Origin of the sequence: Megasphaera sp. (assembly GCF_047831605.1) — a bacterium.
Classification (GTDB): Bacteria; Bacillota; Negativicutes; order Veillonellales; family Megasphaeraceae; genus Megasphaera; species Megasphaera intestinihominis.
In genome coordinates this window covers 815,011-839,956 of record NZ_CP181255.1, presented here as the reverse complement: position 1 = coordinate 839,956, position 24,946 = coordinate 815,011, and the positions used below count along the sequence as shown (strand labels likewise).

Genomic DNA, 24,946 nt, shown 5'->3' with positions numbered 1-24,946 from the left:
AAGCCATTTCGGCTTTGTGCGACAGCTCTCTTTTTTTATTCTATTTCATCGTTCTATTCTCTTTTTTTAGCTAAACGTAAAAAAGGTACACGAAACAGACCGGCCATCCAGTCGGCAAAAAACGTGTGCCTTTGCTATGTATATGGTTATTCAAGCACTCTTTTTCACTTTTTTTAAGGAATAAAGGTATGTCCCGAAATTGCCGGATTGCAGCTTGTGATGTAAGGTCAAGACATTGTGGGCCATTGCCAGTATGATGCTGGTTGCCAGGGCGTTCTCCGTTCCATGGCTCAAAAAACGCCGGAACGACAGATTCGCCTTGATGTCGGAAAAAGCGCCTTCAGACTGGATGGAACGGTTCATTCGAAGCATCTTCCCTGTAGGAGAACTGATGTGAGCTTCCATTTCGGCCCGTTGGGCTTGGAACCTTTTAGAAAGTTCTAATTGCTTCGTCCTTTTTTCCAACGGCTTCTTGCTGCGATTGCCATGAATGCATCCTTTCTTATAGGGACAGTCCGAACAATCCTCACAGACATAATGGCTTTTGCGTATTTTAAATCCCGTGCTGGTTGTTTCGGTCTTTTTCCCAACACAGGTCAGCTTACGGTGATTGTGGCAATAAAAGACATCATTTTTCGCATCATAGTCCATATTCTGGAATTTGCCAATATCTTTTTTGAAACGGCGTTTTTTCCGCTGCTCATGGTCGGACGGTTTGATGTAAGCATCATACCCCTGTTCGGCGAGCTTCGTGTAATTTTCTTCGCTTTCATAGCCGGAATCTGCAATGATACGGGTATACTGGAAAGGGAAATGCTTGCGAAAATCTTCGAGGAAAGGCAGCAGGGTGGTACAATCTGAAGTCTGCGGTCCGACAGTGACCCAGGTAACGAATCCAGCGTCCACGCTATATTGTACATTATATGCAGGCTTGACCTGGCCGTTTTTCATGGCGTCTTCTTTCAGATGCATGAAGGTGGCATCGATATCGGTCTTGGCATAGCTGTTCCGGTCCCCGCAGTAATGAAGCTGGACGGCGTACTCTTTTGTCTTATGCAGGAAATCCTTGGCTTTTTCAATGGCCTTTTGCAATGGCGTCTTACGATGGCCTTTGCCATGGACGAAAACGATGTGTCCTTCTCGTTGAAGCCGTTTTAATTTCCCCAACAGCCGCCGTAAATGGTACCGATGGACAGCGTGTGTATGGAGCACTTGGATGCCAAAGAGTTCCTGGGTCTTAAGAATAAAGCCCGGAATTTTTGCTAATACTTTGGCCTGCCGTTTCGTGACACTCTTCTTCCAGACAAAAGTGTATTTATTGGCAACAGATTCGATTTTTGTCCCATCGATGAACAAATTCTTCAGCGATAAGGCCCCGGCCTGAGCCAAGACGGCATCCATGTCGGCAAACAAGGTCCGGCTGCATGCCGCCATATGATGAGAACGGAAACGGGCGATAGTCGCATGATCGGGAACGGGTTTCCCTTCCAGCAGATATTGAAAATTCAAATCTCTCCGGCAAGCCGATTCAATACGACGGGAACTGAAAATCTGGTTCATGCTGGCATAAATAACGATGGCCAGTAACTGGCGTGGTGAAGCCTGATTTTTCTCGATACGAGAATACGTCTGGTACAGCGGTGATAAATCCATCCTTTCTATGAGCAGCTTCACTAACCGCACGGGATCGTCATCCGGAATCTGAAATGAAATATTCAAGGGAAGTGATAGTTGATAAGGCGCTTCCCATATTGTATAATTGACATGCGTATTTAGTGTCGTCATAACTCTATTTTACGCGCAATCCCGGGCTTTTTACAGTCCGGGATTTGTTTTTTTCAGATTTTTTTGTTCAGCCCTAATGGATACGGCTGCCTGGCCCCTGGCGGGTGACATTGCGGGAACGACCTCGGTCCGGCGCGGTCCGGGTAGGCCGTGCCGGATGCCGTGCGTGCTATTTGCGTCCGGCGTGCTGCTTTGTTTGAGCGCAGCGAGTTTCAGCACGCCAGCAAATGGCACTCTCGGCAAGAGGAGTGGAGCACGCGAACCAGCTAGGGGCCAGGTGGCCGATGCCAACCTCTTCAGAAGAATCCCTCAGACCGCCGTTGGCGGCCAGCTCCCCTTCACAGGGGAGCCTTTTGGCGCTCCTGCGCCTGATTTCCAGAGTCTATTGCGGCAAAGCCGCTTCTGAGTCCGAGCAAACCGTCCACGAAGAACGACCATAAAGCTATGATGTTTTTGCATACATAAAAAGAGCCTGTGCACGATTACGTGCGACAGGCCCTTTTTTTACCCTCTTTTTACAGGGCGTATTTGCATTTTTGCGCTATAATGGAATAAAGTGAGAAAACTAGATTTTACATGAAAGGACTGTCGCTTTATGCCTTTGATTTACTGTGTAGAAGATGATGAAAATATTCGTGAACTCGTCGGTTATGCCCTGCGCAGCCAGGACTTCGAGGTGGAAACCTTTGCTGACAGCAAGGAATTCTGGCCGGCTTTGGAGAAGCGGACACCGGCTTTGTTCCTCTTGGATATCATGCTGCCCGGTGAAAGCGGCAATGATATCCTTGACAAACTGCGCAAGACTCAGCAGTACAAGACACTGCCCGTCATCATGCTGACGGCCAAGACCAGCGAATACGATATCGTCAGGGGCCTCGATGGTGGCGCCGATGACTACGTCTGCAAGCCCTTCGGCATCGTCGAGCTCATTTCCCGCATCCGCGCCGTCCTGCGCCGTTCGGGCCGGCAGAGTACGGAAACGAACCTCTATACGTATGGCACCGTTTCCCTGGACCAGGAAAAACATATCGTAACCGTCGACGGCAAGCCCTGCCACTTGACGGTCAAGGAATTTGAACTCCTGCGCTACCTCCTGGTCAATACGGATATCGTCCTCAAGCGGGAACAGATCATGGAAGCCGTTTGGGGCTTCACGTATGAAGGCGAAAGCCGGACCATCGATATGCACATCAAGAGCCTGCGCCAGAAACTGGGCGACGGCGGCAAGATTATCCATACTGTGCGCGGCGTGGGCTATGTCATCGGAGGGAACGTATGAAGCGGAAAGTCTACCTCAGCCTGCTGACCATGGGGCTGGCCTGTATGGCCGTGACCCTGCTCATTTCGACGTGGTTCTTCTGGAACTCCACGCAGCACCAGATACAGCAGGAACTGGTCATGGCCATGGACGTCGTCGAGACGACGATCGAGGAAGGGAAGGATACGTCCGTGTATTTGAAGAAACTCGGCGTCCACGAGACGGATGGCCTGCGCATTACCTGGATCAATACCGATGGCGATGTCCTCTTTGAATCGGACTATGACAAAGGGGTCATGGAAAATCACCTGGCCCGGCCGGAAGTCCAAGAGGCCATCGAGAACGGCAAGGGGACGGCCGTCCGCGATTCCCAGACCGTATCCAAGGCCCTCTATTATTATGCTAAGAAACTGCCCGACGGGACAATCCTGCGGGTCAGTCTGGAACGGGATGCTTTTTACGCCCATTTCCTCAGCCTCCTGCCCTGGGCGCTGCTGCTCCTGGGCTTGTCGGCCCTGGCCTGCATCAAGGTGTCGCGCTTGCTGACGACGAGCCTCCTCAGCCCGCTCCGGCAGACGGCCCGGTTCATCCGCCAGATCAACGACACCGACGTGAAGATGGTGCAGCCGCCGCGGGTCGACCATGAATTGCAGCCTTTGGTCGATAAGATTTTTTTGCAGAGCCAGACCATTACCGACAATATGCGCAGCCTCGAACAGCAACGCAATATCATGCGCCTCATCATGGAAAATCTCCAGGAAGGCGTCATCCTGACGGACCAGGCCTGCGGCATTGCCGGTCTCAACCTGCGGGCCGCCCATTTCCTCGGCGCCGGCCAGACCCAGGACGTCTTGCAGCGCAATCTGAAGGAACTCCTGCCCGATGTATCCTGGGATACGCTGCAGCACATCGACAGTGCCTGTGACGTGAAACTGACCCGGGCCGACCGACTGTACCTGCTGACCATCCAGCCTGTCTATAAAGATGATGATTTCTATGGCATGCTCTTCATCATCGACGACGTGACCGAACAGGAGCACCGGGAACAGCTGCGCCGGGAATTCACGTCCAACGTATCGCACGAACTGAAGACGCCCCTCACGTCGATCAGCGGCTTTGCCGAAGTATTGTCGACGGGCATTTTCAAGAATAAAGACGATGTCATCCATTTCGGCACACTTATCCGCAAGGAAGCCCTGCGCCTCTTGCAGATGATTGAAGAAATCATGCACCTGGCCCGCATCGAAGACGGCAAGCGCCAAATCCATCCCGAACGGCTGCGCCTCAGCGGTTTGATTCAGGATATCGTAGAATTCATGGAACCGGTCCTGATGGAAAAGAAAGTCACTGTCCACTGTACCATGGACGATACGGAAGTATGGGCGGACCGCGGCCTGTTCCGGGAAATGATCATGAACCTCCTCGATAATGCCGTCAAGTACAACCGGCCTGGCGGCCATGTCTACATCGATGTCCGCCACGACGGCCACAAGGCCTTCTTCGTCATCCGCGACACGGGCATCGGCATCCCGGAAGATAAACAGCAGCGCGTCTTTGAACGCTTTTACCGGGCCGATTCCAGCCGTTCCCGCAAGATCAAGGGGACGGGCCTGGGTCTGGCCATCGTCAAGCACATCGTCGAACAGCATCACGGTACCATTGCCTTGAACAGCAAAGAAAACGAAGGCACGACCATCACCGTCACCCTGCCGATATAGGGGAGTGTATGGAGGTATCTACCATCATGCAAGGTTCCTTTTGCTTTATAGTTTGTAGAACTGAGTTTGTAGTTTGCAGAAGATGCTTTAAATTTAAAACCATTCACTACAAACTGCAAACTAAAAACTCTAAAAAGAGACTGTCTTAGGACGGTCTCTTTTTTTACAATATTTTACAATACATACATAAAGTCCTTACATCTCCTTGGTAGGATAAAACTGTATTCAGAATCAGGAACATCTCAGATTCGTTTATTTAAAGGAGAGGATTTTTTATGAAGTGGAAAAAGTTAGTTCTTGTCGCCTTAGCTGCTACCATGGCCATTGGGGCTGCCGGTTGCGGAAGTCAGCAGAAAGCTGATTCCGGGAAAGGCGCTGCCGTTTCCGGAAGCATTACCGGTTCTGGTTCTTCGGCTTTGCTGCCGTTGGTCAAAGATGCTGCCGAAAAATTCAAGGCCAACAATAAGGACGTTACGATCACTCTTAATGCCGGCGGTTCTGGCACGGGTCTGAAACAGGTTTCCGATGGTTCTGTCGATATGGGTAACTCCGACGTACCGGCTGAAACGAAACTGGACAAAGCTAAAGCTGAAAAGCTGGAAGACCACAAAGTCTGTGTCATGACAGTCGCTACGATCATCAATAAAGACGTCGGCGTCAAGAACTTGACCCGTCAGCAGTTGCAGGACGTATTTATGGCCAAAGTCACCAACTGGAAAGATGTCGGCGGTAAAGATATGCCTATCGTCCTGGTTACCCGCCCGAAGACGTCCGGTACGCGTGCCCTGTTCAAACAGTACGCTATCAACGGTGCTGAAGAAGCGGACAACAAATCCCTGGAAACGGATAACTCCGGTATCCTCATCCAGAGCGTCGCTCAGAATCCGGGTGCTATCGGCTATGTCGCTCTGCCGTATCTGCTCAATAACGACACGGTCGATTCCGTTTCTATCGATGGCGTAGCTCCGACACTGGAAAACACCTATAACAGTACATACAGTGTATGGGGTTATGAACACATCTACACCAGCAAAGAACCGAAAGCTGCCGTCAAGGCCTTCATCGAATACATCACAGGCGCTGATTACGGCAAACGCATCGAAGAACTCGGCTATGGCGTAAGCTCGAAGATGCAGACCAAAGAAGTTCACTAATTTACTGGAGGAGCGGGTATGAATACAATCGAAACGGTAGTCCAACGGGCTCACCGCAACGAGAAAGCAGCCAAAACGTTCATCACTATTTGCGGCATCGGTATGGCACTGGTGCCGCTTCTCATTGGCGCTTTTCTCTTCATTAAAGGTACAGATACATTTTTCACATTTGGCCACAGCGTGACGGAATTCCTTTTTTCCGGTCAGTGGAAGCCTAGCGATACGGCAGAAGGTAGCGGTCAGGTCGGCGCAGCTATGTTCCTGGCTGGCTCGCTGGTCACCTGTCTCTTGTCGCTGATCATTTCCCTGCCTTTCAGTCTGGCATCGTCCATTTACATGACGGAAATCGCGACGCCCCAGCGGCGCCGCCTCATTCAGCCGGCTATCGAATTGTTCACGGGTATCCCGTCGGTTGTCTATGGCTTCGTCGGCATGACCGTCCTCATTCCGGCACTGCGTCATATTTTCCCCATGCCTTTTGGCTTTTCCGTTTTAGCTGCCGGCATTGTCCTGGCTATCATGATTTTCCCGACCATTACGACCATGGCCGCCGATGCCATGGCCGCCGTGCCCAAGTCGTGGCGTGAAGCTTCTTATGGCCTCGGCGCGACGCGCTGGGAAACGATTGCCCACGTCGTACTTCCGGCCGCCAAGAGCGGTATCTTCACCGGCATCATCCTGGGCCTGGCCCGCGCTTTGGGCGAAGCCCTGGCTGTCGCCATGGTCATCGGCCAGATGAAAGTCTTCCCGACGTCCCTGTTCCTGCCGGCCTGCACGCTGACGACGGCTATTTCGGCCGATATGGGCGGCGCCATGGAAGGCGGCGAATACAACGCTGCTTTGTGGACGATGGCTCTGGTCCTGTTCCTGCTGTCGTTTCTGTTCATCTTTGTAATCCACCAGATCAATGCCGCTTCCGAATTAAAAGGAGGACGGAGTTAATATGACAAGTATTGAAACGAAAAAACAGAAAGATAAAATGATGACGGCCATCTTTACCGGCGGTGCCGCCTTTGCCGTCATCCTGCTCATCGCCTTTGTCCTCTACGTCGTCGTCAGCGGCGTCAGCGGCATGACCCCGCAGCTCCTGTCCTTCAGCCCGACCGGTCTGGGGAACATGTTCTTCAATACGATTTACCTCGTCGTTCTGGCCCTCGTCGCCAGTACCATTACGGGGATCCCGGCCGGTATCTTCCTGGCCGAATACGCCAAGAAAGGGCGCATCACTCATTGGGTCCGCATGGCCGTCGAAACCCTGGCCTCCCTGCCGTCTATCGTCGTCGGCTTGTTCGGCTACCTGGTCTTCATCGTCATGACCGGTTCTCAGTGGAACCTCATGGCCGGCGCCCTGGCCGTATCCATCCTGACCCTGCCTTTGGTCACGTCCGTTACCGAAGACGCCCTGCGCAACTTGCCGCCGAGCTACCGCAACGGCAGCCTGGGCCTGGGTGCCTCTCATTGGCAGACTATCTGGCACGTCCTCTTGCCGGCCTGCTTCCCGCGCATCATGACCGGCCTCATCCTGGCCGCCGGCCGTGGCTTCGGTGAAGCCGCTGCCCTGATGTTCACGGCCGGTATGTCGACAGACATCGACTGGACGAACTGGGATATTACGGCCACGTCGTGTCCGCTCAATCCCTTCCGTCCCGGCGAAACACTGGCCCTTCACATCTGGGCCCTGCGTACGGAAGCCCTTCATGCAGACGCTGCCCAGCAGGCTGCTGCGTCGTCGGCCATCCTGATGATCATGGTCCTCGTCTTCAGTCTGGCTGCACGCTACTTCAGCTATCGAATTGACAAGAAAATGGGAGGAAATAAATAATGGCAGAAATGACTACGACGCTGACCGGCTTTGCCGCAGCGACGATTGAAAAGAAACGGGCTGCAGAAGCCGTACAGGAAGGCGCACAGGCTGCTACGGGTACGGCGGAATATACCTTTGATGTCAGCCACATGGACCTCTTCTATAATGAGTTCCAGGCCTTGAAAGACATTAACATGAAAATCAGGAAAAATGCAATCACAGCCCTCATCGGCCCGTCGGGCTGTGGCAAGTCGACGTTCCTCAAGACGCTGAACCGCATGAACGACTGGGTCGAAGGCTGCCGGGTCACTGGCGATATCCGCTTTGAAGGCAAGGATATCTTCAAGGAAGTCGACCCCCTGGCCCTGCGTTACCGTGTCGGCATGGTCTTCCAGCAGCCGACGCCGTTCCCGAAGAGCATCTATGAAAATATCGCTTATGGTCCGCGTATCCAGGGTATCAAGGATAAGAAGCAGCTCGATGCTATCGTCGAAAAGAGCCTGCGCCAGGCTGCCTGCTGGGATGAAATGAAGGACCGCCTCAATAAGAGCGCTCTCGGTCTTTCCGGCGGACAGCAGCAGCGTCTCTGCATTGCCCGTACCTTGGCAGCGGATCCGTCAGTCATCCTCATGGACGAACCGACATCGGCATTGGACCCGATTTCGACGCAGAAAATTGAAGACCTGGCCTTGGAACTGAAGGAAAAATATACCATTGTCATCGTCACGCACAGCATGCAGCAGGCTCGCCGCATTTCCGACAAGACGGCATTTTTCCTCTTAGGCGAACTCATTGAATACAATAATACCCTGGACATGTTTACCAATCCGTCTAATCCTAAGACGGAAGAATACATTACCGGCCGTTTCGGTTAAGAGGAGGAAAGGGACTTATGCTGGAAGTTTACGAAAAATCCGTAGCAGAATTGAAACACGATATGATTAACCTGGGCATGAAGGTCGAACAGGCCGTCGAAAATGCCTGGAAAGCGCTGGAAGACAAGGACATCGAATTGGCTCAGCGCATTTACGATGGCGACGATGTCATCGATGATTTGGTCAAGAACTGTATGAAGAAAGACTTGACCATCAGTATGATGCAGGGTCCCGTAGCGGCTGACTATCGGAGCTTGATGGCGACGTTGAAAATCCTCTCCGACTTAGAACGGATTGCCGATCACTGCGCCGACATCAGCCACTACGTCATCCATTTGGAACAGACCCATCACAACGTGCCCTTGCCGCAGGGCATTAAGGAAATGTACGGCGTCATGGCCTCCATGGTCAGCGATGTTATCGATTTCTACAAGGAACGGGGCACTTCGTCTCAGACCAGCCTCATGCGTGATAAAGACGATATCGTCGACCAGGCTTTCAATAACCTCATGGAAACCTTGGCTGCCGAAATGGCGGCTCATCCGGAAAACTCCAAGGATTACATCGACCTGGTCCTGGTCATAAAATACATCGAACGCATGGCCGACCACGCCAACAATATCGCCGAATGGCTCATCTACCGCGATACCAACGAAATCCGTATTTAGTAATTTGTAGGGGCGCCCACGTAGGGCGCCCGCTTTCGTATATGTGGGAATTTCGTACAGTGCCAGGTTCGTGATATGTGATATGTGGGGCCGCTGCATGATGGTTTATGCTATCATGCGGCGGCCCCTTTTTGGCTCCCATCATAGGGGAGCTGGCCGCCAAAGGCGGTCTGAGAGGTTGGTACGAATCACTAGTTCCCTAATATTCTGGCGGCATGTTCTTTTTCGTATGCGGCATGGAGAGGGCATCGCCGGGATACTGGTGGTATTTGACGGGTGATGTCGTGAAGCCGCGGCCTACGACTTCCGAGGCGTCGCTGATGATCATGAAAGCCTGGGGGTCGAGTTTGTTGACGATTTCTTTGACTTTGGCCACTTCGGTCAGTTTTATGACGGCGTAGATGACCCGTTTATCCTGCATGGTATAGGCGCCCTGGCCGTGGAGATAGGTGGCGCCGTGGCCGACGTAGCGCATGAGGACCTGGGCGATCGGCGTGGCCCGGTTGGAAATGATGATGACGCTTTTACGCTGTTTCAGGCCGATGACGACTTTGTTGGTAATGAAGGCGGCGATGTAGATGGCGACGAAGGTCAGGACGGCTCGTTCCAGGGAGAAGAGCCAGGCTGCGGCCAGGAGGATGACCAGATTGAGAATCATCGTGACCGTACCCATTTCCAGGGAATAATATTTCTTGACGATGGCACCGATGACGTCCAGGCCGCCGCTGTTGCCATTGTATTTGTAGATGATGCCGAAGCCGATGCCCGACAAGATACCGCCGGTAATGGATGACAGCATGGCGTCGTGCATGATGTTCCACGTCGACAGGAAGGACGTGACATCGACCAGGACCGAGAGCATGATTGTACCGACGATGCTTAGGACTGTATAGCTGCGGCCCATGAATTTGTAGCAGGCGATCATGATCGGGATGTTGAGGATGAAGATGCCAATGCCGACGGGGAGGCCGGTCAGGAAGTAGAACATGATAGCTACCCCGCTGAGGCCGCTGCTCAATAAGTGGAAGGGGATGAAGAAGGCATTCATGCCGATGGCGACGACCAGACTGCCGACAAAGGACGCCAGGTAGGGGACGGCTAATTCCCAAAGGGTAGGTGAAGTCAGGGTTTTCATAATTTTTTTTCCTCCGTGTTGAATGAAGAATTGTAAAGTAAAGGAAAAAACGGTATAATCATTATAGTATAATGATGAAAGTGTGCATTCACAGAGGATGCGCAAAGGGCGCTGTTCTCTGCTGTCGTCTCATTATAACATAGGGAAAATTTTAATCAATAAGACAATGCACATTTTATGCACGGAGTGAAAGTATGATGAATATAGTAGAAAAAGGATATGGGAAAATTAATCTGGCCCTGGCCATAACTGGCCGTCGTGCCGATGGTTATCACAATATTGATACTATCTTTCAATCGATAGGCCTTTGCGATACCGTGACCGTGAGCGAAGCCGATGCGTTCGAGCTCACTTGTTCGCAGCCGTCGCTGGCCTGCGACGAAACGAATCTGGCCTATAAGGCTTGGAAGGCACTTTGTCCGTATAAAAAGGACAATCAACAAGTGACCATCCATATCGAAAAGCATATCCCCATCGCCGCCGGACTGGCCGGCGGCAGTACCGATTGCGCCGCTGTCCTGCGCGGCCTCAACCGCCTCTGGGGGCTGGAGCTGCCAGAAACAGAACTCTGCCGTCTCGGTGCCGGTCTCGGTGCCGACGTGCCTTTCTGCATCTGTGGCGGCACCATGCGCGGCACCGGTATCGGCGAGGAAATGAAACGCCTGCCGCCCCTGCCGGCGTGGTCCGTGGTCATCGTCCATCCCCGCGTGCCCGTACAGACCAAACAGGCCTATGCCCTGTTCGACAGCCGGATCCAGACGGCGCCCGTCGCTGTCGATGCCGTCGAGCAGGCCGTCCGGGCCGGCGATTTCCAGGGATTGACGGCGGCCATGGGGAATACCTTTGAGGAACTGATCATTCCCAATGTGCCGCAAGTCGCCGATTGTCAGCAGCGCCTGACCGCGTTAGGCCTGCAGCCGCTCATGGCCGGCAGTGGGCCGACGGTGTTCGCCCTGGTCCCGCCTGGACAGGAAGAGACCGTCCGCAGCCAGACGGCGTCGTGGCATGATGTCGACGTATACATGACGGCCATAGTGAAATGAGTGGAAGGTGAGAGATAGAACGATGAAAACCACGAAAAGACAACATGCATTAGAACCGATTAAATTAGATGCTTATAAGCCGCTGCGCGAAGTCGTCAGCGAAACCCTGCGCCAGGCCATCAAGGACGGCGTACTCAAACCGGGGGAACGGCTCATGGAAATCCAGCTGGCCGATGAACTCGGCGTCAGCCGGACGCCGATCCGCGAAGCCATCCGCAAATTGGAACTGGAAGGCTTCGTCGTCATGGTTCCCCGGCGCGGGACGTATGTCGCCGATATTTCCTTGAAGGATATCGCCCAGGTCTTCGAGATCCGCAGCGCCCTGGAAGAACTGGCAGCCGGCCTGGCAGCTGAACGGATCACGCCGGACGAACTGGAATACCTGGAACGGATCCTCGTCGAAATCAACGAATATATCGACAACGACGAATTCGATAAGATCGTCGATGCCGACGTCCGTTTCCATGACGTCCTCTATCATGCCAGCCGGAACCAGCGCCTCGTCGATATACTCAATAATCTGCGCGAACAGATGCTGCGCTTCCGCTCCATTTCCATGCACTATCCCGGCCGCCTGGCAGCGACGTGGGAAGAACATCGGCAGATGGTGGAAAACATTGCCGATCACAACAGTGCCATGGCCCGCAAAGTCGCCAAGAAGCACATGGAAAATTCCGAACGGACCCTGCTCAAGGGCATCAGCAAAGACGAAGAGTCGGCCCGGCGCGTTCATGAATTATTTCCGCACGGCGGAGAATAAGGAAAGGAAGCGACCATCGGATGGGACATTTTCTCTTGAACCATTTCCGCCATGTCCACGAGAAGTCGGAACATATGGATGACTTTGAAAACTTTTTGTATATCCTGACCTACATCTTGTTCGTCTGTCTGTTTATCCGCTCCCTGGTCGCCTTGTACATGGGACGCTGGAACTTGTTCTAAAACTATATTTATATTAAAGAGGGGTATTTTTTATGATGAAGACTTTTTCTCTTCCCTTTGGGAAGGGTACACAGACCGTTTCGCTCGATGAAGCACACGTATTGTATGACCTGCACGGCAATCCCGTCGATGCCGTAGCCGATGAACAGGAAGCCATCCGACAGGCTCTGCGCCACCCTATCGGCAGCGCACCGCTCAAAGACGTCGTCCAGGCCGGCGATACGGTAGCTATCATCGTCAGTGACATTACCCGTCTGGTCCATACGGCACAGATGCTGCCGGTCATCGTCGATGAATTGAACCAGGCCGGCGTCCGGGACGAACAGATTACCGTCGTCACGGCCCAGGGGACGCACCGGGCCCATAGGCCGGAAGAAGACGTCATCGTCTGCGGCGAAGACATGGTCAAGCGCGTCAAAGTCGTCAGCCATGACTGCCGCGATGCGTCGCAGCTGACCCAAATCGGGACGACGACGCATGGCAATGACGTCTATCTCGACTCGCACGTCGTCCAGGCCGATAAAGTCATCTTGACCGGCGCCGTATCCTTCCATCCCATGGCCGGTTTTGGCGGCGGCCGCAAAGCCGTCCTGCCCGGCGTTGCCAGCTATGAAACGATCATGCGCAACCACGCCATGGCCTTGACCGATACCTTTGGCGGCGGCTGCAATCCCCGATGCGAAACGAGTCTGTTGGAAGACAATCCCCTCCACGACGATATGAAACAGGCCGCAGCCCTGCTCAATCCCTGTTTTCTGGTCAACACCGTCTTTTCTGCAGACGGCGATCTCTATGAAGTCGTCGGCGGCCATTGGTACGATGCCTGGAAAAAAGGCTGTGACGACTTGCTGCACATCGCCAGCGTTCCCATCCAGGAACTGGCGGATATTACCATCGCATCGGCCGGCGGCTATCCCAAGGACATGAACCTCTACCAGAGCATGAAGGCGCCCATGAACGCCGTCTTCGCCACCAAGCCGGGCGGCACGATGATCCTGACCCTGGACTGCCCGGATATCAAAGAACCGGCCATCTTTACGGACTGGTTCTTCCGCAGCGACATGGAAGCCTTTGAAAGGGACTTGCGGGCAGACTTTTCCATTCCCGCCTTCGTCGCCTTCAAGTCGCACTGCATTTTCCGCTCCATGAAGGCGGTATACGTCGTCACGCGGCCGGAAAACTTCGACATCATCCGTCACAGCGGCCTCATCCCGGCAGCAACCCTGGAAGAAGCCTGGGAAAAAGCGCAGGCCGATCTGCCGGAAGACTACAAAGTCACTGTCATGGGCCACGCCGCCGCCACTTTCCCCGTTCGGCAGTAGGGGCTTGTCCTGTTCGGCACGTTTGTGGGACGATCGTGTTCGTGGTTCGTAGCATATACCCAAATGCTCATACCCACGATTCACAGCGGGTCGCCTTTTAGGCGACCCCTACGGAAAAAGGTACTGTCTTCATGTGACAGTGCCTTTTATGCTCTACGGTTATACGTTTACCATATTTATTACGTTTGTGCATGTAGTGAACGTACTCCCGCCTATAGAGGCGGGAGCTTCCTGCTTCAACGAGAACAGCGCCACTGACTCCAAAGAGTTGCGGCGTCTTACACTCTCTCCACAGGCGTAGATTCCCGTGCGACCCACGGTATTTTATGGATTACGTCAGGCTGATATTCGCCTGGCTTCTTCTCGGATATTTATGGCTGCGTTTTTATCCCTGTCATGATGACTGCCACATTTGGGACAATTCCATTCCCGTACAGCCAAATCTTTAGTTTCACTAGTTCGGTAGCCACATACGTGACACAGCTGGCTGCTCGGATACCACTTGTCTATCTTGATAAGCTGTTTGCCTTGCCAAGCCAACTTATATTCCAGCATGTTCGTGAACAGATTCCAGCCATTGTCCGCTACGGATTTGCCAAAGCTGAACTTACCACCCTTTTTCCGCTTTGCCATCGCTTTGACGCTGATATCCTCAATGCCAATGGCATCATAGCGGTCTGCAAGGTAGCGGGCCTTCTTGTGCAGGAAATCCCGGCGTTGATTGGCCACTTTCTCATGGAGAATAGCTACGCGCAGCCTTTGTTTTTCTCTGTTGTGACTTCCTTTTTGCTTGTTGGATAGCTTTCGCTGTGCCTTAGCCAATCTTTTCTCTGCCGTTCGCAGGAAACTGGGATACTTAGCATCCGCCTCATCGGAAGCCACATACAAACCGTGCATCGCAAAATCCAGGCCCAGGAAGGTCTTCGGTATGACAGGGAGTATTTGGTTTTCATACTCCACCAGCATACTGATATAGTACTTTCCTGATGGCGTCTGGCTGATGGTAACGGTCTTTATGATACTGTTCTCCGGCAAGGGACGATGCTGGCATAGTTTCACCCAGCCGACTTTCGGCAGTTTCACCTTATGGCCCTCGATTCGGACAGAGCCTTTCTGGTTGTTCGTAGAATACGAAGCACGACAATTTTTCTTTGACTTGAAGCGCGGCTTGCCGAAATGCTGGCTGTCATTCCAAAAGTGGCTGTATGCCTTATTCAGGTTCATTTGGGCATTGGCAAGGGCTAAACTATCGACTTCCTTTAGCCAAGGGAAGTCTTCTTTGTACTGCGCAGGCGTGTTATTCAGCTTTTGGCCGGTTTCCTTATAATAGTCAATGCGGTCACTCAGCATCTTGTTGTAGATGAATCGGACACACCCAAAGGTCTTGGCAAACATCATTTTCTGTGCCGTTGTCGGATAGATTCTGTATCGGTATGCCTTATTCACTATCATCACCTGCCTTGACTTTCTATATACTTTCACTCTTACTACTGATTATACTGCAAATCAACTTGTGAAGCTATTGTTTTTCTGATGGCATCGAGCCCTCAGAAAAACCTGCAATTCATCTCACCGCCTAAAGAGGCGGGAGACTTCTTGCAGAATCAGGTTAAAATGACTAAACTGTATATCTTTTTTTTACAATTTCCAAGACAAATGGCACCTTGTGTACTATAATATTCATAATTCACGAGAAATAGTTGCAATAAGTGAAATGATGGTTCCATTTTTCATTAAAAAGTAAAGGGGTTCTTACAATGAAAGAATATAATCCGGTTACAGCTGAAGTCATCGACGCTTTGAAAGCCGTCGTCGGTGATAATTATGTAAAGACCGATGCCGATGTCCTGGACATCTATAAATCCGATGAAAGCCTGGCACCGTCCTTCTGGAAGACGCCGGAAGTCGTCGTCCTGCCGGCTAATACCCAGGAAGTTTCGGAAATCATGAAGATCGCCAACCGCTTCGACGTCCCGGTCACGCCGCGCAGTGCCGGCACCAGCGTCAGCTGCGGCGCCGTTCCGGCTTATAAAGGCATCGTCCTGCTCATGGAACGGATGAACCACATCATCGAATTGAACGAAGATGGCATGTATATGACCGTCGAAGCCGGTGTCCGCACTATCGACATCCAGAATGCAGCCCGCGAAAAGGGCCTGCTCTACGCCGGTGACCCGTGCAGCTCCGACAGCTGCCTCATCGGCGGCAACTTGGCTACCAACGCCGGCGGCAACAAAGCCGTCCGCTATGGCACGACGCGCCACCAGGTCTACTCCATCGAAGCCGTCCTGCCGACGGGCAAGATCGTCAACCTCGGCGCTACTTTAAAGAAATGCTCGACCGGCTTCTGCCTGGACCAGCTTATCATCGGTTCCGAAGGAACCTTGGGCATCATCACCAAGGCAACGTTGAAGCTCGTTCCCTTGCCGCCGTATAAACTCGACGTCCTGGCCGTCTTCACGGACCTGGCCAAGGCGACGGCTCTGGTACCGAAACTGATTAAAGCCGGCCTCAACCCGACATCTGTCGAATTCATGGATAACAACTTCGTCCGCAGCGCCAGCGATTACAGCGACTTGAAACTGCCTCACTACGAAGATGGCTGTTATGATATCATTTCCATCGAAACCTTCAATGAAGACGAATTGGACGATAAAATGGAAAAATTGGCCGCTGTCTGTGAAGAATGTGGGGCTACGGACATCGTCGAAGCCGACGACCGCGTCTGGAAAGTCCGCCGCAACTGCCTGGAAAGCACGCGCGTCTTCTCGAAAGTCGCCACGTCGGAAGACTTGGTCGTTCCGGTCACGAAAATCGCCGACTGCATCCAGACCCTGGTCAAGGAAAGCAAGAACTACGATTTCCGCGTCTTCTGCCTGGCCCACGCCGGTGACGGCAACCTCCATTTCCAGATCCTCAAATGCGATATGAGCGACGAAGACTGGGAAAAACAGCTGAAGGAATTCCGGGCCAAAGCGTATAAATACGTCTACGGCTTGGGCGGCCGCCTGTCCGGTGAACACGGCATCGGCTTGAAGCGCCTGAAATACATGGAAGAATATACGGATCCGGCCGAATTGGACCTCATGAAGACCATCAAACGCGCCGTCGACCCGAAATGGATCCTCAACCCGGGGAAAGTCATCGAAGAAAACTAAATAAGTTTAAGTTGTAGGGGCGCCCACGTGGGGCGCCCGTTTACGTTATCATGCGACAGGACGAAAGGCTCCCCTGATAGGGGAGCTGGCCGCCGAAGGCGGTCTGAGAGGTTTACTTAAACGTATTACTTTAAACTATAAAGAAACAGCTTAAAATTATAAATTAACTATTGGACAATGGCAGCCTTTTTATGTTATACTAGTAGTACATAAAACGATAATTAGTATCAAAATATAAAAAGGAGGTGTTATGATGAACGCCATTGTTGTGTATTCTTCTCAGACCGGACGTATTGAACAAATTGCACATGCCATCGCCGCAGGCCTTCCGCAGGGGACGCCCTGCGTCAGTGTCGACGACATGCCCGATGACTTTTCATCGTATGACTGCGTCTTTGCCGGTTTTTGGATCGACGAGAACCAGGCGGACCCTAAAGGGCAGGAAGCGTTGAAGAAAATCGGCAACGACCACGTCGCCGTCTTTGCCACGCTCTACGACGATCCCTATTCGGATCAGGCCTCCAAGCACCTGCGCAGTGCCGTAGAGCTCCTCAAGCCTGGCAGCGGCGTCATAGGGACGTACGTCGCCTGGACGGACAAGGACAAGTACATGCATCGGCCGGAAGCGGGGGAAGACCTGCACCTGGACCGGGCCAAGGCCTTTGCCCAGGATACACTGAGCCGCCTCAAAGGCCAGTAAGCTGCAGAAAAGGCGCTGTCGCATGAAGACAGCGCCTTTTTTTTGCTGTAGGGGACGCCCATAGGGCGTCCCGCCTTGAATTATGTGCATTCCCTTACCATGACGAATGACTCGCGGTAAAAAAGCTTGCCATCATCCTAAATGGCCTGTATCTGAATCTCACAGCGGGCCGCCCTTTGGGACGGCCCCTACTACAGACGGCGGATGCTCGTTACGAGGGCGTCCCGCCTGATAGCAGCTACTTTCGTTCGAGAATCTCTTTTTTATAAGCTTCTGCGCCTTGTTCCGGGCTGATATAGCCTTGTTCTGCCATCAAGGTCAGGACTGTTTTCTGCCGGGCTTTGGCAGCGTCGTAATTTTTCAGGGGATTATAGTAGGTCGGCGCCTGTACCAGGCCGGCCAGCATGGATGCCTGGGCCAGGTCCAGTTTTTCCGGCGTCGTCGTGAAATACGTCCGGGCCGCGTCGTCGATGCCCGTGGCGTTGGCGCCGAAATAGGCTGTATTCAAATAGATTTCCAGGATTTCATCTTTGCTGTAGTAATGTTCCAGCAAGAAGGCCATGACGAATTCCTGGGCCTTGCGGGCCATGGTCCGGTCCTGGGAAAGGAAGACATTCTTGACGACCTGCTGGCTGATGGTGCTGCCGCCTTCGACGGTCTCACCGGATTCGATGTTGACCAGGACGGCCCGGATGATGCCGATCGGGTCGATGGCACCGTGGTCGTAGAAGCGGCGGTCTTCCGTGGCGACGACGGCATGCTGCATGGGCTTGGAAATGGCGTTGATGGCTACGTAGACGGGGATTTTCTTGATCTTGTTGTCCATAGCTTCGTGGAAGTGCAGGTACGGATAGATCCGGATTTCCAGCGGCCGCAGCGGTGCCGGCCAGCTTCCCTGCGGTTCCTTTTCTTCTTGGAGCTTGGCCGCCGTCTCGACGGCAGGCTTGGCCGTTTTCGGCGCGTCGAAGAGCAGGTTCCAGCCGGCACAGATGGCAAAGGCCAGGGCAAAGATGGCGATGTATTTTAGTTTCATTGAATTCCTCCTACTAAACACTTTTATTATACTATACTTTGCAGGGCGAGGGAATTGACAGGCCTGTAAAAAAAAGTTTGCAAATTTTTTATGCAAAATACTTGCATAATATTTCAACTGGGTGTATACTGTCAAACGTAGACAGAAACAAACACAAATCAATCGCTTTGGTTCATCAGATAGAGGAGGAAATCATCATGAGTAACACGAAAAAAGATATTAAAAAAATTGTCCTGGCTTATTCCGGCGGCCTCGATACGTCGGTCATCATTCCCTGGCTGAAGGAAAACTATCCTGGCGCCGAAGTCATCGCTGCCTGCGCCGACGTCGGCCAGCCGGACGACTTTGAAGCCATTGAAAAGAAAGCCTATGCTTCGGGCGCTTCCAAAGTCTATGTCATGGACATCAAAAAAGAATTCATGGAACAGTACGTTTGGCCGACGGTCAAAGCCGGTGCTGTCTATGAAGGCAAATACCTCTTGGGCACGTCCTTCGCTCGGCCCCTTATTTCCAAGAAACTCGTCGAAGTCGCCAAGAAAGAAGGCGCCGATGCCATCGCTCACGGCGCTACAGGCAAGGGCAACGACCAGGTCCGCTTTGAATTGACCGTCAAAGCCCTGGCTCCGGAAATGACCCTCATCGCTCCCTGGCGGATGTGGGACCTCAAATCCCGTGAAGACGAACTGAAATACGCTGAAGCCCACAACGTCCCCATCGACTATCAGTCCGAAGAAAATCCCTATCCCTACAGCATGGACTGGAACATCTGGCACCTGAGCCATGAAGGGGACGACCTGGAAAACCCGGCCAATGCCCCGAAAGACATGGTCTACATGGTCACCAAGACGCCGGAACAGGCTCCGGATGCTCCGGAATACGTCAAGATCGACTTTGAACAGGGCGTCCCTGTTGCCGTCAACGGTCAGAAACTGGGTGCTGTCGAACTCATTACGGCCCTCAATGAAATCGGTGCCCGCAACGGCGTCGGCATCGTCGATATCGTCGAAAACCGGCTGGTCGGCATGAAGAGCCGTGGCATCTATGAAAACCCGGGCGGTGCCATCATCATGTATGCTCACAGAGAATTGGAATACCTCTGCCTCGACCGCGACACGTATCACTATAAAGAAAATGTGGCCAACAAATTTGCCGAACTCGTCTATGACGGCAAATGGTTCTCGCCGCTCCGCGAAGCCCTGTCGGCTTTCGTCGATGAAACGCAGAAGACCGTTACCGGCCAGGTTACATTGAAACTCTATAAGGGCAACATCATCAGCGCTGGTTCTACATCGCCGTACTCCTTGTACAACGAAGAATTCGTCACCTTCGGCGAAGACGACGTATATGACCAGACCGATGCCGAAGGCTTCATCAACCTCTTCGGCCTGCCGCTCAAGATGCGGGCCCTCATGAAACAGCACGTAGAAAAACAGGGTAAATAAGGAGCGATTCGTATGAAGTTATGGGGCGGCCGTTTTACCAAGGCCACGGATAAAAGTGTAGAAGAATTCAATGCGTCCATCCAGTTCGATTGCCGCATGTATGCTGAAGATATCTGCGGCAGCATTGCCCATGCGACGATGCTGGCCAAACAGGGCATCATCTCCCAGGAAGACAAAGACGCCATCGTCAAGGGCTTGAAGGCTATTTTCCAGCAGATCGAAGACGGGAACTTCGATTTCTCCGTCGAGCTGGAAGACATCCACATGAACATCGAAAAACGACTGACCGATGCCATCGGCGAAGCCGGCAAGCGCCTGCATACCGGCCGCAGCCGCAACGATCAGGTCGCCTTGGATACGCACATGTATGTCCGCCGCGAAATCGCCGCCGTCGCCAAGCTCCTGGTCAAGCTCCAGGAATCGCTGGTCAAGGCTGCAGAAAAGTACAGCGACGTCATCATGCCGGGCTATACCCACCTCCAGCGGGCCCAGCCGATCCTCTTCAGCCACCACCTCATGGCCTATTTCTCCATGCTGTCCCGTGACTTCATCCACTTGAAATACGCCTGGGACATGGCCGATATCATGCCCCTCGGTGCCGGTGCCCTGGCTGGCACGACGTATCCCCTCGACCAGCCTTTCGTCGCCAAGACCCTGCATTTCGGCAAGATTTACGACAACAGTCTCGATGCCGTCAGCGACCGGGACTACATCATCGCCTTCCTGGAATTCGCAGCCGTCCTGATGATGCACCTCAGCCGCTTGTCGGAAGAATTCATCCTCTGGTCCAGTTCGGAATTCAAGTTCATCGAACTCGACGATTCCCACTGCACGGGCTCGTCCATCATGCCCCAGAAGAAGAATCCCGACATCTGCGAACTCGTCCGCGGCAAGACGGGCCGGTTCTACGGCCACCTCATGGGCGTCCTGACCATGATGAAGGGCATCCCCATGGCCTACGACAAGGACATGCAGGAAGATAAAGAAGGTGTCTTCGATGCCATCGATAATTTGAAATTCGCCCTGACCATCTATGCGGCCATGATCGACAAGATGACCGTCAATGGCAAACATATGCGGGAAGTGCTGGAAAGCGACTTTTCCAATGCGACGGATATGGCCGACTACCTGGCCAAGAAAGGCCTTCCTTTCCGGGAAGCCCATGCCGTCGTCGGCAAGGCCGTCCACTACTGCATCGAACAGGGCAAGGTATTACAGCAGTTATCGCTGCAGGAATTGCAGGCCATGAGCCCGCTCTTCGCAGAAGACATCCATCACTACTTGGATATCGAAACCTGCGTCAAGCAGCGTAACACGTATAACGGCACGTCGCCTCAGTCCGTGGCCCGCCAGTGTAAAGCCGGCAAAGCCGCCATGGATGGGGAACAGGCCCAGATTGAAACCTGGAACGACGTCGTCGCCTCTGTCTATGAACTATTGAAGTAAAAAGCGATTGAACGAAAAGGAGCTGTCCCCTGGGGCGGCTCTTTTTCGTTTGCAAGGAATTAGGTGGGCCGCGAACCACGGACCACTAGGCCGCAGGCCGAAACCACGAACAACACCCTTGTCATACACCCTATAAATAAGGTATAATAAAAAAGTATGAAAAAAATTATCTTACTCGTAACAGGAAAGGAGGGGCCTGCCTATGTCAATAGTAGCACAAACGACGCTGGCTCATGACGTTTCATATAACGGCATCGGCCTGCATGCTGCGAATGAAGTTCATATGGTATTGCGCCCGGCTCCGGCTGATACAGGCATCGTCTTTATCCGGACGGATTTGCCCGGCAGACCGTCTGTACAAGCCCATCTCACGAATGTAACCAATACAATGCGGGCGACGACGTTGGAAAACGGGGAAGCCAAGGTCTTCACAGTAGAACATCTGCTGTCCGCCTTGAGCGGCATGGAAGTGGATAACTGCTTCGTCGAAATGGATTCGGTCGAACCGCCCGTCGCCGACGGAAGCAGCCTGACTTTTGTCAAGCTCATCGAAGAAGCGGGAATCCGTGACCTGGACGCACCGCGCCGCCTGCTGGCCGTCCAAAAACAGCATCTCGTCCAGGAGGACGATAAATTCATCGCCATCGTGCCCTATGATGGCTTCCGCATCACCTTCACTTCGATCAACCCGCACCCCATGCTGGGCGTGCAGTTCCTGGACACGACGATTACCAAGGAATCGTATGTCCGCGACATTTCCTTTGCCCGCACCATCGCCTTTACGGAAGAATTGGAAATGCTCAAGAAATTAGGCCTCGGCAAAGGGGGTACCATCGAAAACGTCGTCGTCTACGATAAGACGTCGTGCCTGTCCGTTCCCCGCTGTGACGACGAACTGGTCCGTCATAAGGTCCTCGATATCATCGGCGACCTGTCCCTGCTCGGCCGTCCTGTCCGAGGGCACATCATCGCCGTCAAATCGAGCCATAAACTGAACAACCTGCTGACCCATAAAATATTTGAAGAAATGCAGTGATTTAAGGAGGAATTCTCATGACTTTGGAAGTAACTGATATTATGGAAATTTTGCCGCATCGCTATCCCATGCTGCTCGTAGACCGCATCATCGAACTTGAACCGATGAAATATGCCATCGGCATCAAGAATGCGACCTTCGATGAACAATTTTTCCAGGGCCATTTCCCGGGAAAACCGGTCATGCCCGGCGTCCTCATCGCCGAAGCCATGGCCCAGGTCGGCGGCGTAGCCCTGCTCTATCCGGAAGAAAACCGCGGCCTCATCCCGTTCTTTACAGGCATCGACAAACTGCGCTTCCGCCATCCCGTCATCCCTGGCGACCAGCTGGTCATGCGGGCTGACATCGAAAAGATCAAAGGCCGCATGGGCAAGGTCAAGGCCCAGTGTCACGTCGGCGACACACTCTGTGCCGAAGGGGAATACCTCTTTGCCCTCATGCCGGGTCAGAACACGAAAAAATAAGTTAAGAAAAATTTAAAAATCTTTACTGCATGTTAAATAACGGCCTAAATGGGCGTATTTGCGAGTATACAGAGGAATATAGCGGGAAAAGGCCTGATTTTGCCCGGCAAAACCGGACTGGTATTCTGCGAGTGTATATAATATGTGATTTAGGTTGAAAATAAGCGCCTGCCGCTCAGGCAGGGAAGCGAGGAGTGACTTTAATGACCGAGGAAACGAATAACATGCCTCAGAGCATGATACATCCGACGGCTATTATAGACCCGCAGGCAAAAATCGGTGCCGGTGTCAAAATCGGGCCGTATGCCGTTATCGGGCCCCACGTTACCATTGGCGATGGTACGGAAATCATGGCCCACGTTACCATCGACGGCTGGACCACGATCGGTAAGGACTGCAGGTTTTTCCCGAGCTGTTCCATCGGTTCGGAACCACAGGATTTGAAATATCACGGTGAAAAGAGCTACCTGATCATCGGCGACCGCTCGGTGTTCCGGGAATTCGTCACCGTCAGTACGGCCACCGGTGAAGGCGAAGAAACGCGCATCGGCAACGACTGCCTCTTCCAGGCCTGCACTCATGTAGCTCATAACTGCGTCGTCGGCAATCACGTCATCATGAGCAACTGCGCCGGCCTGGCCGGCCACGTCACCGTCGAAGACCGCGTCGTCATCGGCGGCATCGCCGGCGTCCATCAGTTCGTTAAGATCGGCCGCAACAGCATGATCGGCGGCCTGGCAAAAGTCGTCCAGGATATTCCGCCCTTCGTCATCGCCGACGGTCAGCCGGCCCGCTGCATCGGGCTGAACAGTGTCGGCCTTTCACGGGCCGGGATTCCGGAAGAAGTACGCCGGGAACTGAAGAAGGCTTTCCGCATCCTGTACCGTTCCGGCCTGAACCTGCGCCAGGCCATTGCCGAAATGGAACAGGAACTGGACAGCTATGAAGAAGTAGAACATTTCCTCCGCTTCCTCCGCAATGCCGACCGCGGTATCTGCAGAGGGACGAAAGATTAGGCAGCCGCTATTGGCTAAAAAGGGGTTCGCGTCTGCGATGGCCCCTTTTTTTGCTGACAGGGGGCCTGTTTTTTTGTTATAATATAAAGATGAATATTTCTCTTTATGAATAAGGATGATTGCTATGGAAAAAGTAGGATTGCTTGCCGGTGTCGGCAAACTGCCTGTAGAATTTATGCGCGCTGCCAAACAGCTGGGTCACGAAGTCGTCGTCATCGCCGTCGTCAGTGATGTCGAACCGGAACTGGCTGCCGAAGCAGATGCTTATTATGAAATCAACGTCGCCAAACTGGATAAGGTCATCAAGACCCTCAAGAAGAATGGCGTCGCCAAAGTGACCATGATTGGCAAGGTCACTAAGGAAATCCTCTTCAAAGGCTTGAAGTTCCCTGACTGGCGGGCTATCAAGCTGCTGGCGAAACTGCGCAACCGCAAGGACGATACGATCATGCTGGCCATCGTCGAAGAACTGGCCAAAGATGGCCTGGAAGTCGTCGACCAGACACTGTACCTGAAACCCCTCATGCCGTCTTGCGGTGTCTTGTCGCGCCGTAAACCGACGGCGTCGGAAGAAGACGATATCCGCTTCGGTTTCGTCACGGCCAAGGCCATGGGCGGCATGGACATCGGCCAGACTGTCGTCGTCAAGCACAAGGCCGTCATGGCTGTCGAAGCCATCGAAGGGACCGACGCTTGCATCCGCCGCGGCGGCGCCCTGGGACGGGAAAAATCCGTCGTCGTCAAAGTGGCCAAGCCCAACCAGGACCCGCGTTTCGACGTGCCTGCCGTGGGCAAGCAGACCATCTTGTCCATGATTGAAAGCCATTGCAATGTCCTGGCCATGGAAGCCGGCCGGACGCTCTTCGTCGAACAGGACGAAGTCCTGGACCTGGCCAACCGCCACGATATCTGTATCTGTGCTGTCGATAAGAATTTTTAGGAGAGCC

Annotated in this window: 23 protein-coding genes; 19 read left to right on the top strand and 4 right to left on the bottom strand. The window is 53.1% G+C overall.

Annotated elements, in window-relative coordinates:
* Positions 1-150: 150 nt before the first annotated feature.
* A complete protein-coding gene (locus tag ACFWUB_RS04045) occupies positions 151-1,785 on the bottom strand; it encodes an IS1182 family transposase (protein ID WP_292282715.1) in 1,635 nt (544 codons plus the stop codon).
* Between the two features lie 595 nt (positions 1,786-2,380).
* On the opposite strand from ACFWUB_RS04045, the gene ACFWUB_RS04040 reads away from it, so the two are divergent.
* From ACFWUB_RS04040 to phoU, 7 genes are all read left to right on the top strand, one after another.
* Positions 2,381-3,064: a response regulator transcription factor gene (locus tag ACFWUB_RS04040; RefSeq protein ID WP_020311750.1), complete on the top strand. Its 684-nt coding sequence runs from the start codon at positions 2,381-2,383 to the stop codon at positions 3,062-3,064.
* Positions 3,061-4,761: an ATP-binding protein gene (locus ACFWUB_RS04035; RefSeq protein WP_292299289.1), complete on the top strand. Its 1,701-nt coding sequence runs from the start codon at positions 3,061-3,063 to the stop codon at positions 4,759-4,761. The genes ACFWUB_RS04040 and ACFWUB_RS04035 overlap by 4 nt, the downstream gene beginning before the upstream one ends.
* A gap of 275 nt (positions 4,762-5,036) precedes the next feature.
* Positions 5,037-5,915 (top strand): phosphate ABC transporter substrate-binding protein, encoded by an 879-nt coding sequence (locus ACFWUB_RS04030; protein WP_416184267.1) that lies wholly within the window; start codon positions 5,037-5,039, stop codon positions 5,913-5,915.
* 18 nt (positions 5,916-5,933) lie between these two features.
* On the top strand, positions 5,934-6,857 hold the full coding sequence (gene pstC / locus ACFWUB_RS04025) for a phosphate ABC transporter permease subunit PstC (protein WP_416184266.1): 924 nt from the start codon (positions 5,934-5,936) through the stop codon (positions 6,855-6,857).
* Between the two features lies 1 nt (position 6,858).
* The gene (gene pstA / locus ACFWUB_RS04020; RefSeq protein WP_292108242.1) at positions 6,859-7,737 is read left to right on the top strand and encodes a phosphate ABC transporter permease PstA; all 879 of its coding nucleotides are present in this window, start codon (positions 6,859-6,861) and stop codon (positions 7,735-7,737) included.
* Between the two features lie 131 nt (positions 7,738-7,868).
* Complete coding sequence (gene pstB, locus ACFWUB_RS04015) at positions 7,869-8,594, top strand: phosphate ABC transporter ATP-binding protein PstB (protein ID WP_416184383.1); 726 nt, start codon at positions 7,869-7,871, stop codon at positions 8,592-8,594.
* A gap of 17 nt (positions 8,595-8,611) precedes the next feature.
* Positions 8,612-9,262: a phosphate signaling complex protein PhoU gene (gene phoU, locus ACFWUB_RS04010; protein WP_292299287.1), complete on the top strand. Its 651-nt coding sequence runs from the start codon at positions 8,612-8,614 to the stop codon at positions 9,260-9,262.
* 199 nt (positions 9,263-9,461) lie between these two features.
* Here phoU and ACFWUB_RS04005 read toward each other — a convergent pair whose 3' ends face one another.
* Positions 9,462-10,397: a YitT family protein gene (locus tag ACFWUB_RS04005; RefSeq protein WP_020311756.1), complete on the bottom strand. Its 936-nt coding sequence runs from the start codon at positions 10,395-10,397 to the stop codon at positions 9,462-9,464.
* A 194-nt stretch (positions 10,398-10,591) separates the two neighbouring features.
* Here ACFWUB_RS04005 and ispE point away from each other — a divergent pair, with 194 nt between their 5' ends.
* The 4 genes from ispE to larA are packed head-to-tail and all read left to right on the top strand — an operon-like array spanning position 10,592 to position 13,704.
* Positions 10,592-11,440 carry a 4-(cytidine 5'-diphospho)-2-C-methyl-D-erythritol kinase gene (ispE, locus tag ACFWUB_RS04000; protein WP_292281297.1) on the top strand — a complete coding sequence of 283 codons (849 nt, stop codon included), beginning with the start codon at positions 10,592-10,594 and terminating at the stop codon, positions 11,438-11,440.
* 22 nt (positions 11,441-11,462) lie between these two features.
* Positions 11,463-12,200 carry a GntR family transcriptional regulator gene (locus ACFWUB_RS03995; RefSeq protein ID WP_020723879.1) on the top strand — a complete coding sequence of 246 codons (738 nt, stop codon included), beginning with the start codon at positions 11,463-11,465 and terminating at the stop codon, positions 12,198-12,200.
* A gap of 20 nt (positions 12,201-12,220) precedes the next feature.
* Positions 12,221-12,382 carry a hypothetical protein gene (locus ACFWUB_RS03990; RefSeq protein ID WP_014015072.1) on the top strand — a complete coding sequence of 54 codons (162 nt, stop codon included), beginning with the start codon at positions 12,221-12,223 and terminating at the stop codon, positions 12,380-12,382.
* Between the two features lie 32 nt (positions 12,383-12,414).
* Positions 12,415-13,704, top strand: a complete 1,290-nt coding sequence (gene larA, locus ACFWUB_RS03985) for a nickel-dependent lactate racemase (protein WP_416184265.1) — start codon at positions 12,415-12,417, stop codon at positions 13,702-13,704.
* A 336-nt stretch (positions 13,705-14,040) separates the two neighbouring features.
* On the opposite strand, the gene ACFWUB_RS03980 is transcribed toward larA, so the two are convergent.
* Complete coding sequence (locus ACFWUB_RS03980; RefSeq protein WP_416184264.1) at positions 14,041-15,102, bottom strand: RNA-guided endonuclease TnpB family protein; 1,062 nt, start codon at positions 15,100-15,102, stop codon at positions 14,041-14,043.
* A gap of 359 nt (positions 15,103-15,461) precedes the next feature.
* Between ACFWUB_RS03980 and ACFWUB_RS03975 the strand changes: the two genes are divergently transcribed.
* Both ACFWUB_RS03975 and ACFWUB_RS03970 read left to right on the top strand, forming a co-directional pair.
* Positions 15,462-16,862 (top strand): FAD-binding oxidoreductase, encoded by a 1,401-nt coding sequence (locus tag ACFWUB_RS03975; RefSeq protein WP_416184263.1) that lies wholly within the window; start codon positions 15,462-15,464, stop codon positions 16,860-16,862.
* Positions 16,863-17,112: 250 nt separating this feature from the next.
* A complete protein-coding gene (locus ACFWUB_RS03970; RefSeq protein WP_292300176.1) occupies positions 17,113-17,562 on the top strand; it encodes a flavodoxin family protein in 450 nt (149 codons plus the stop codon).
* A 238-nt stretch (positions 17,563-17,800) separates the two neighbouring features.
* Here ACFWUB_RS03970 and ACFWUB_RS03965 read toward each other — a convergent pair whose 3' ends face one another.
* The gene (locus ACFWUB_RS03965; RefSeq protein ID WP_020310778.1) at positions 17,801-18,595 is read right to left on the bottom strand and encodes a transglycosylase domain-containing protein; all 795 of its coding nucleotides are present in this window, start codon (positions 18,593-18,595) and stop codon (positions 17,801-17,803) included.
* A 197-nt stretch (positions 18,596-18,792) separates the two neighbouring features.
* On the opposite strand from ACFWUB_RS03965, the gene ACFWUB_RS03960 reads away from it, so the two are divergent.
* The 6 genes from ACFWUB_RS03960 to ACFWUB_RS03935 all read left to right on the top strand — a co-directional run bounded on the left by ACFWUB_RS03960 (position 18,793) and on the right by ACFWUB_RS03935 (position 24,939).
* Positions 18,793-20,037: an argininosuccinate synthase gene (locus ACFWUB_RS03960; protein ID WP_020310777.1), complete on the top strand. Its 1,245-nt coding sequence runs from the start codon at positions 18,793-18,795 to the stop codon at positions 20,035-20,037.
* Between the two features lie 12 nt (positions 20,038-20,049).
* Complete coding sequence (argH, locus tag ACFWUB_RS03955) at positions 20,050-21,483, top strand: argininosuccinate lyase (protein WP_020310776.1); 1,434 nt, start codon at positions 20,050-20,052, stop codon at positions 21,481-21,483.
* 202 nt (positions 21,484-21,685) lie between these two features.
* Entirely contained in the window at positions 21,686-22,519 is an 834-nt protein-coding gene (gene lpxC, locus ACFWUB_RS03950; protein ID WP_292260508.1) for a UDP-3-O-acyl-N-acetylglucosamine deacetylase, read from the top strand.
* 17 nt (positions 22,520-22,536) lie between these two features.
* On the top strand, positions 22,537-22,983 hold the full coding sequence (gene fabZ / locus ACFWUB_RS03945; RefSeq protein ID WP_020310774.1) for a 3-hydroxyacyl-ACP dehydratase FabZ: 447 nt from the start codon (positions 22,537-22,539) through the stop codon (positions 22,981-22,983).
* A 203-nt stretch (positions 22,984-23,186) separates the two neighbouring features.
* On the top strand, positions 23,187-23,999 hold the full coding sequence (gene lpxA, locus ACFWUB_RS03940) for an acyl-ACP--UDP-N-acetylglucosamine O-acyltransferase (protein ID WP_022498081.1): 813 nt from the start codon (positions 23,187-23,189) through the stop codon (positions 23,997-23,999).
* A gap of 124 nt (positions 24,000-24,123) precedes the next feature.
* Positions 24,124-24,939 carry an LpxI family protein gene (locus ACFWUB_RS03935; protein ID WP_020310772.1) on the top strand — a complete coding sequence of 272 codons (816 nt, stop codon included), beginning with the start codon at positions 24,124-24,126 and terminating at the stop codon, positions 24,937-24,939.
* Positions 24,940-24,946: the final 7 nt, after the last annotated feature.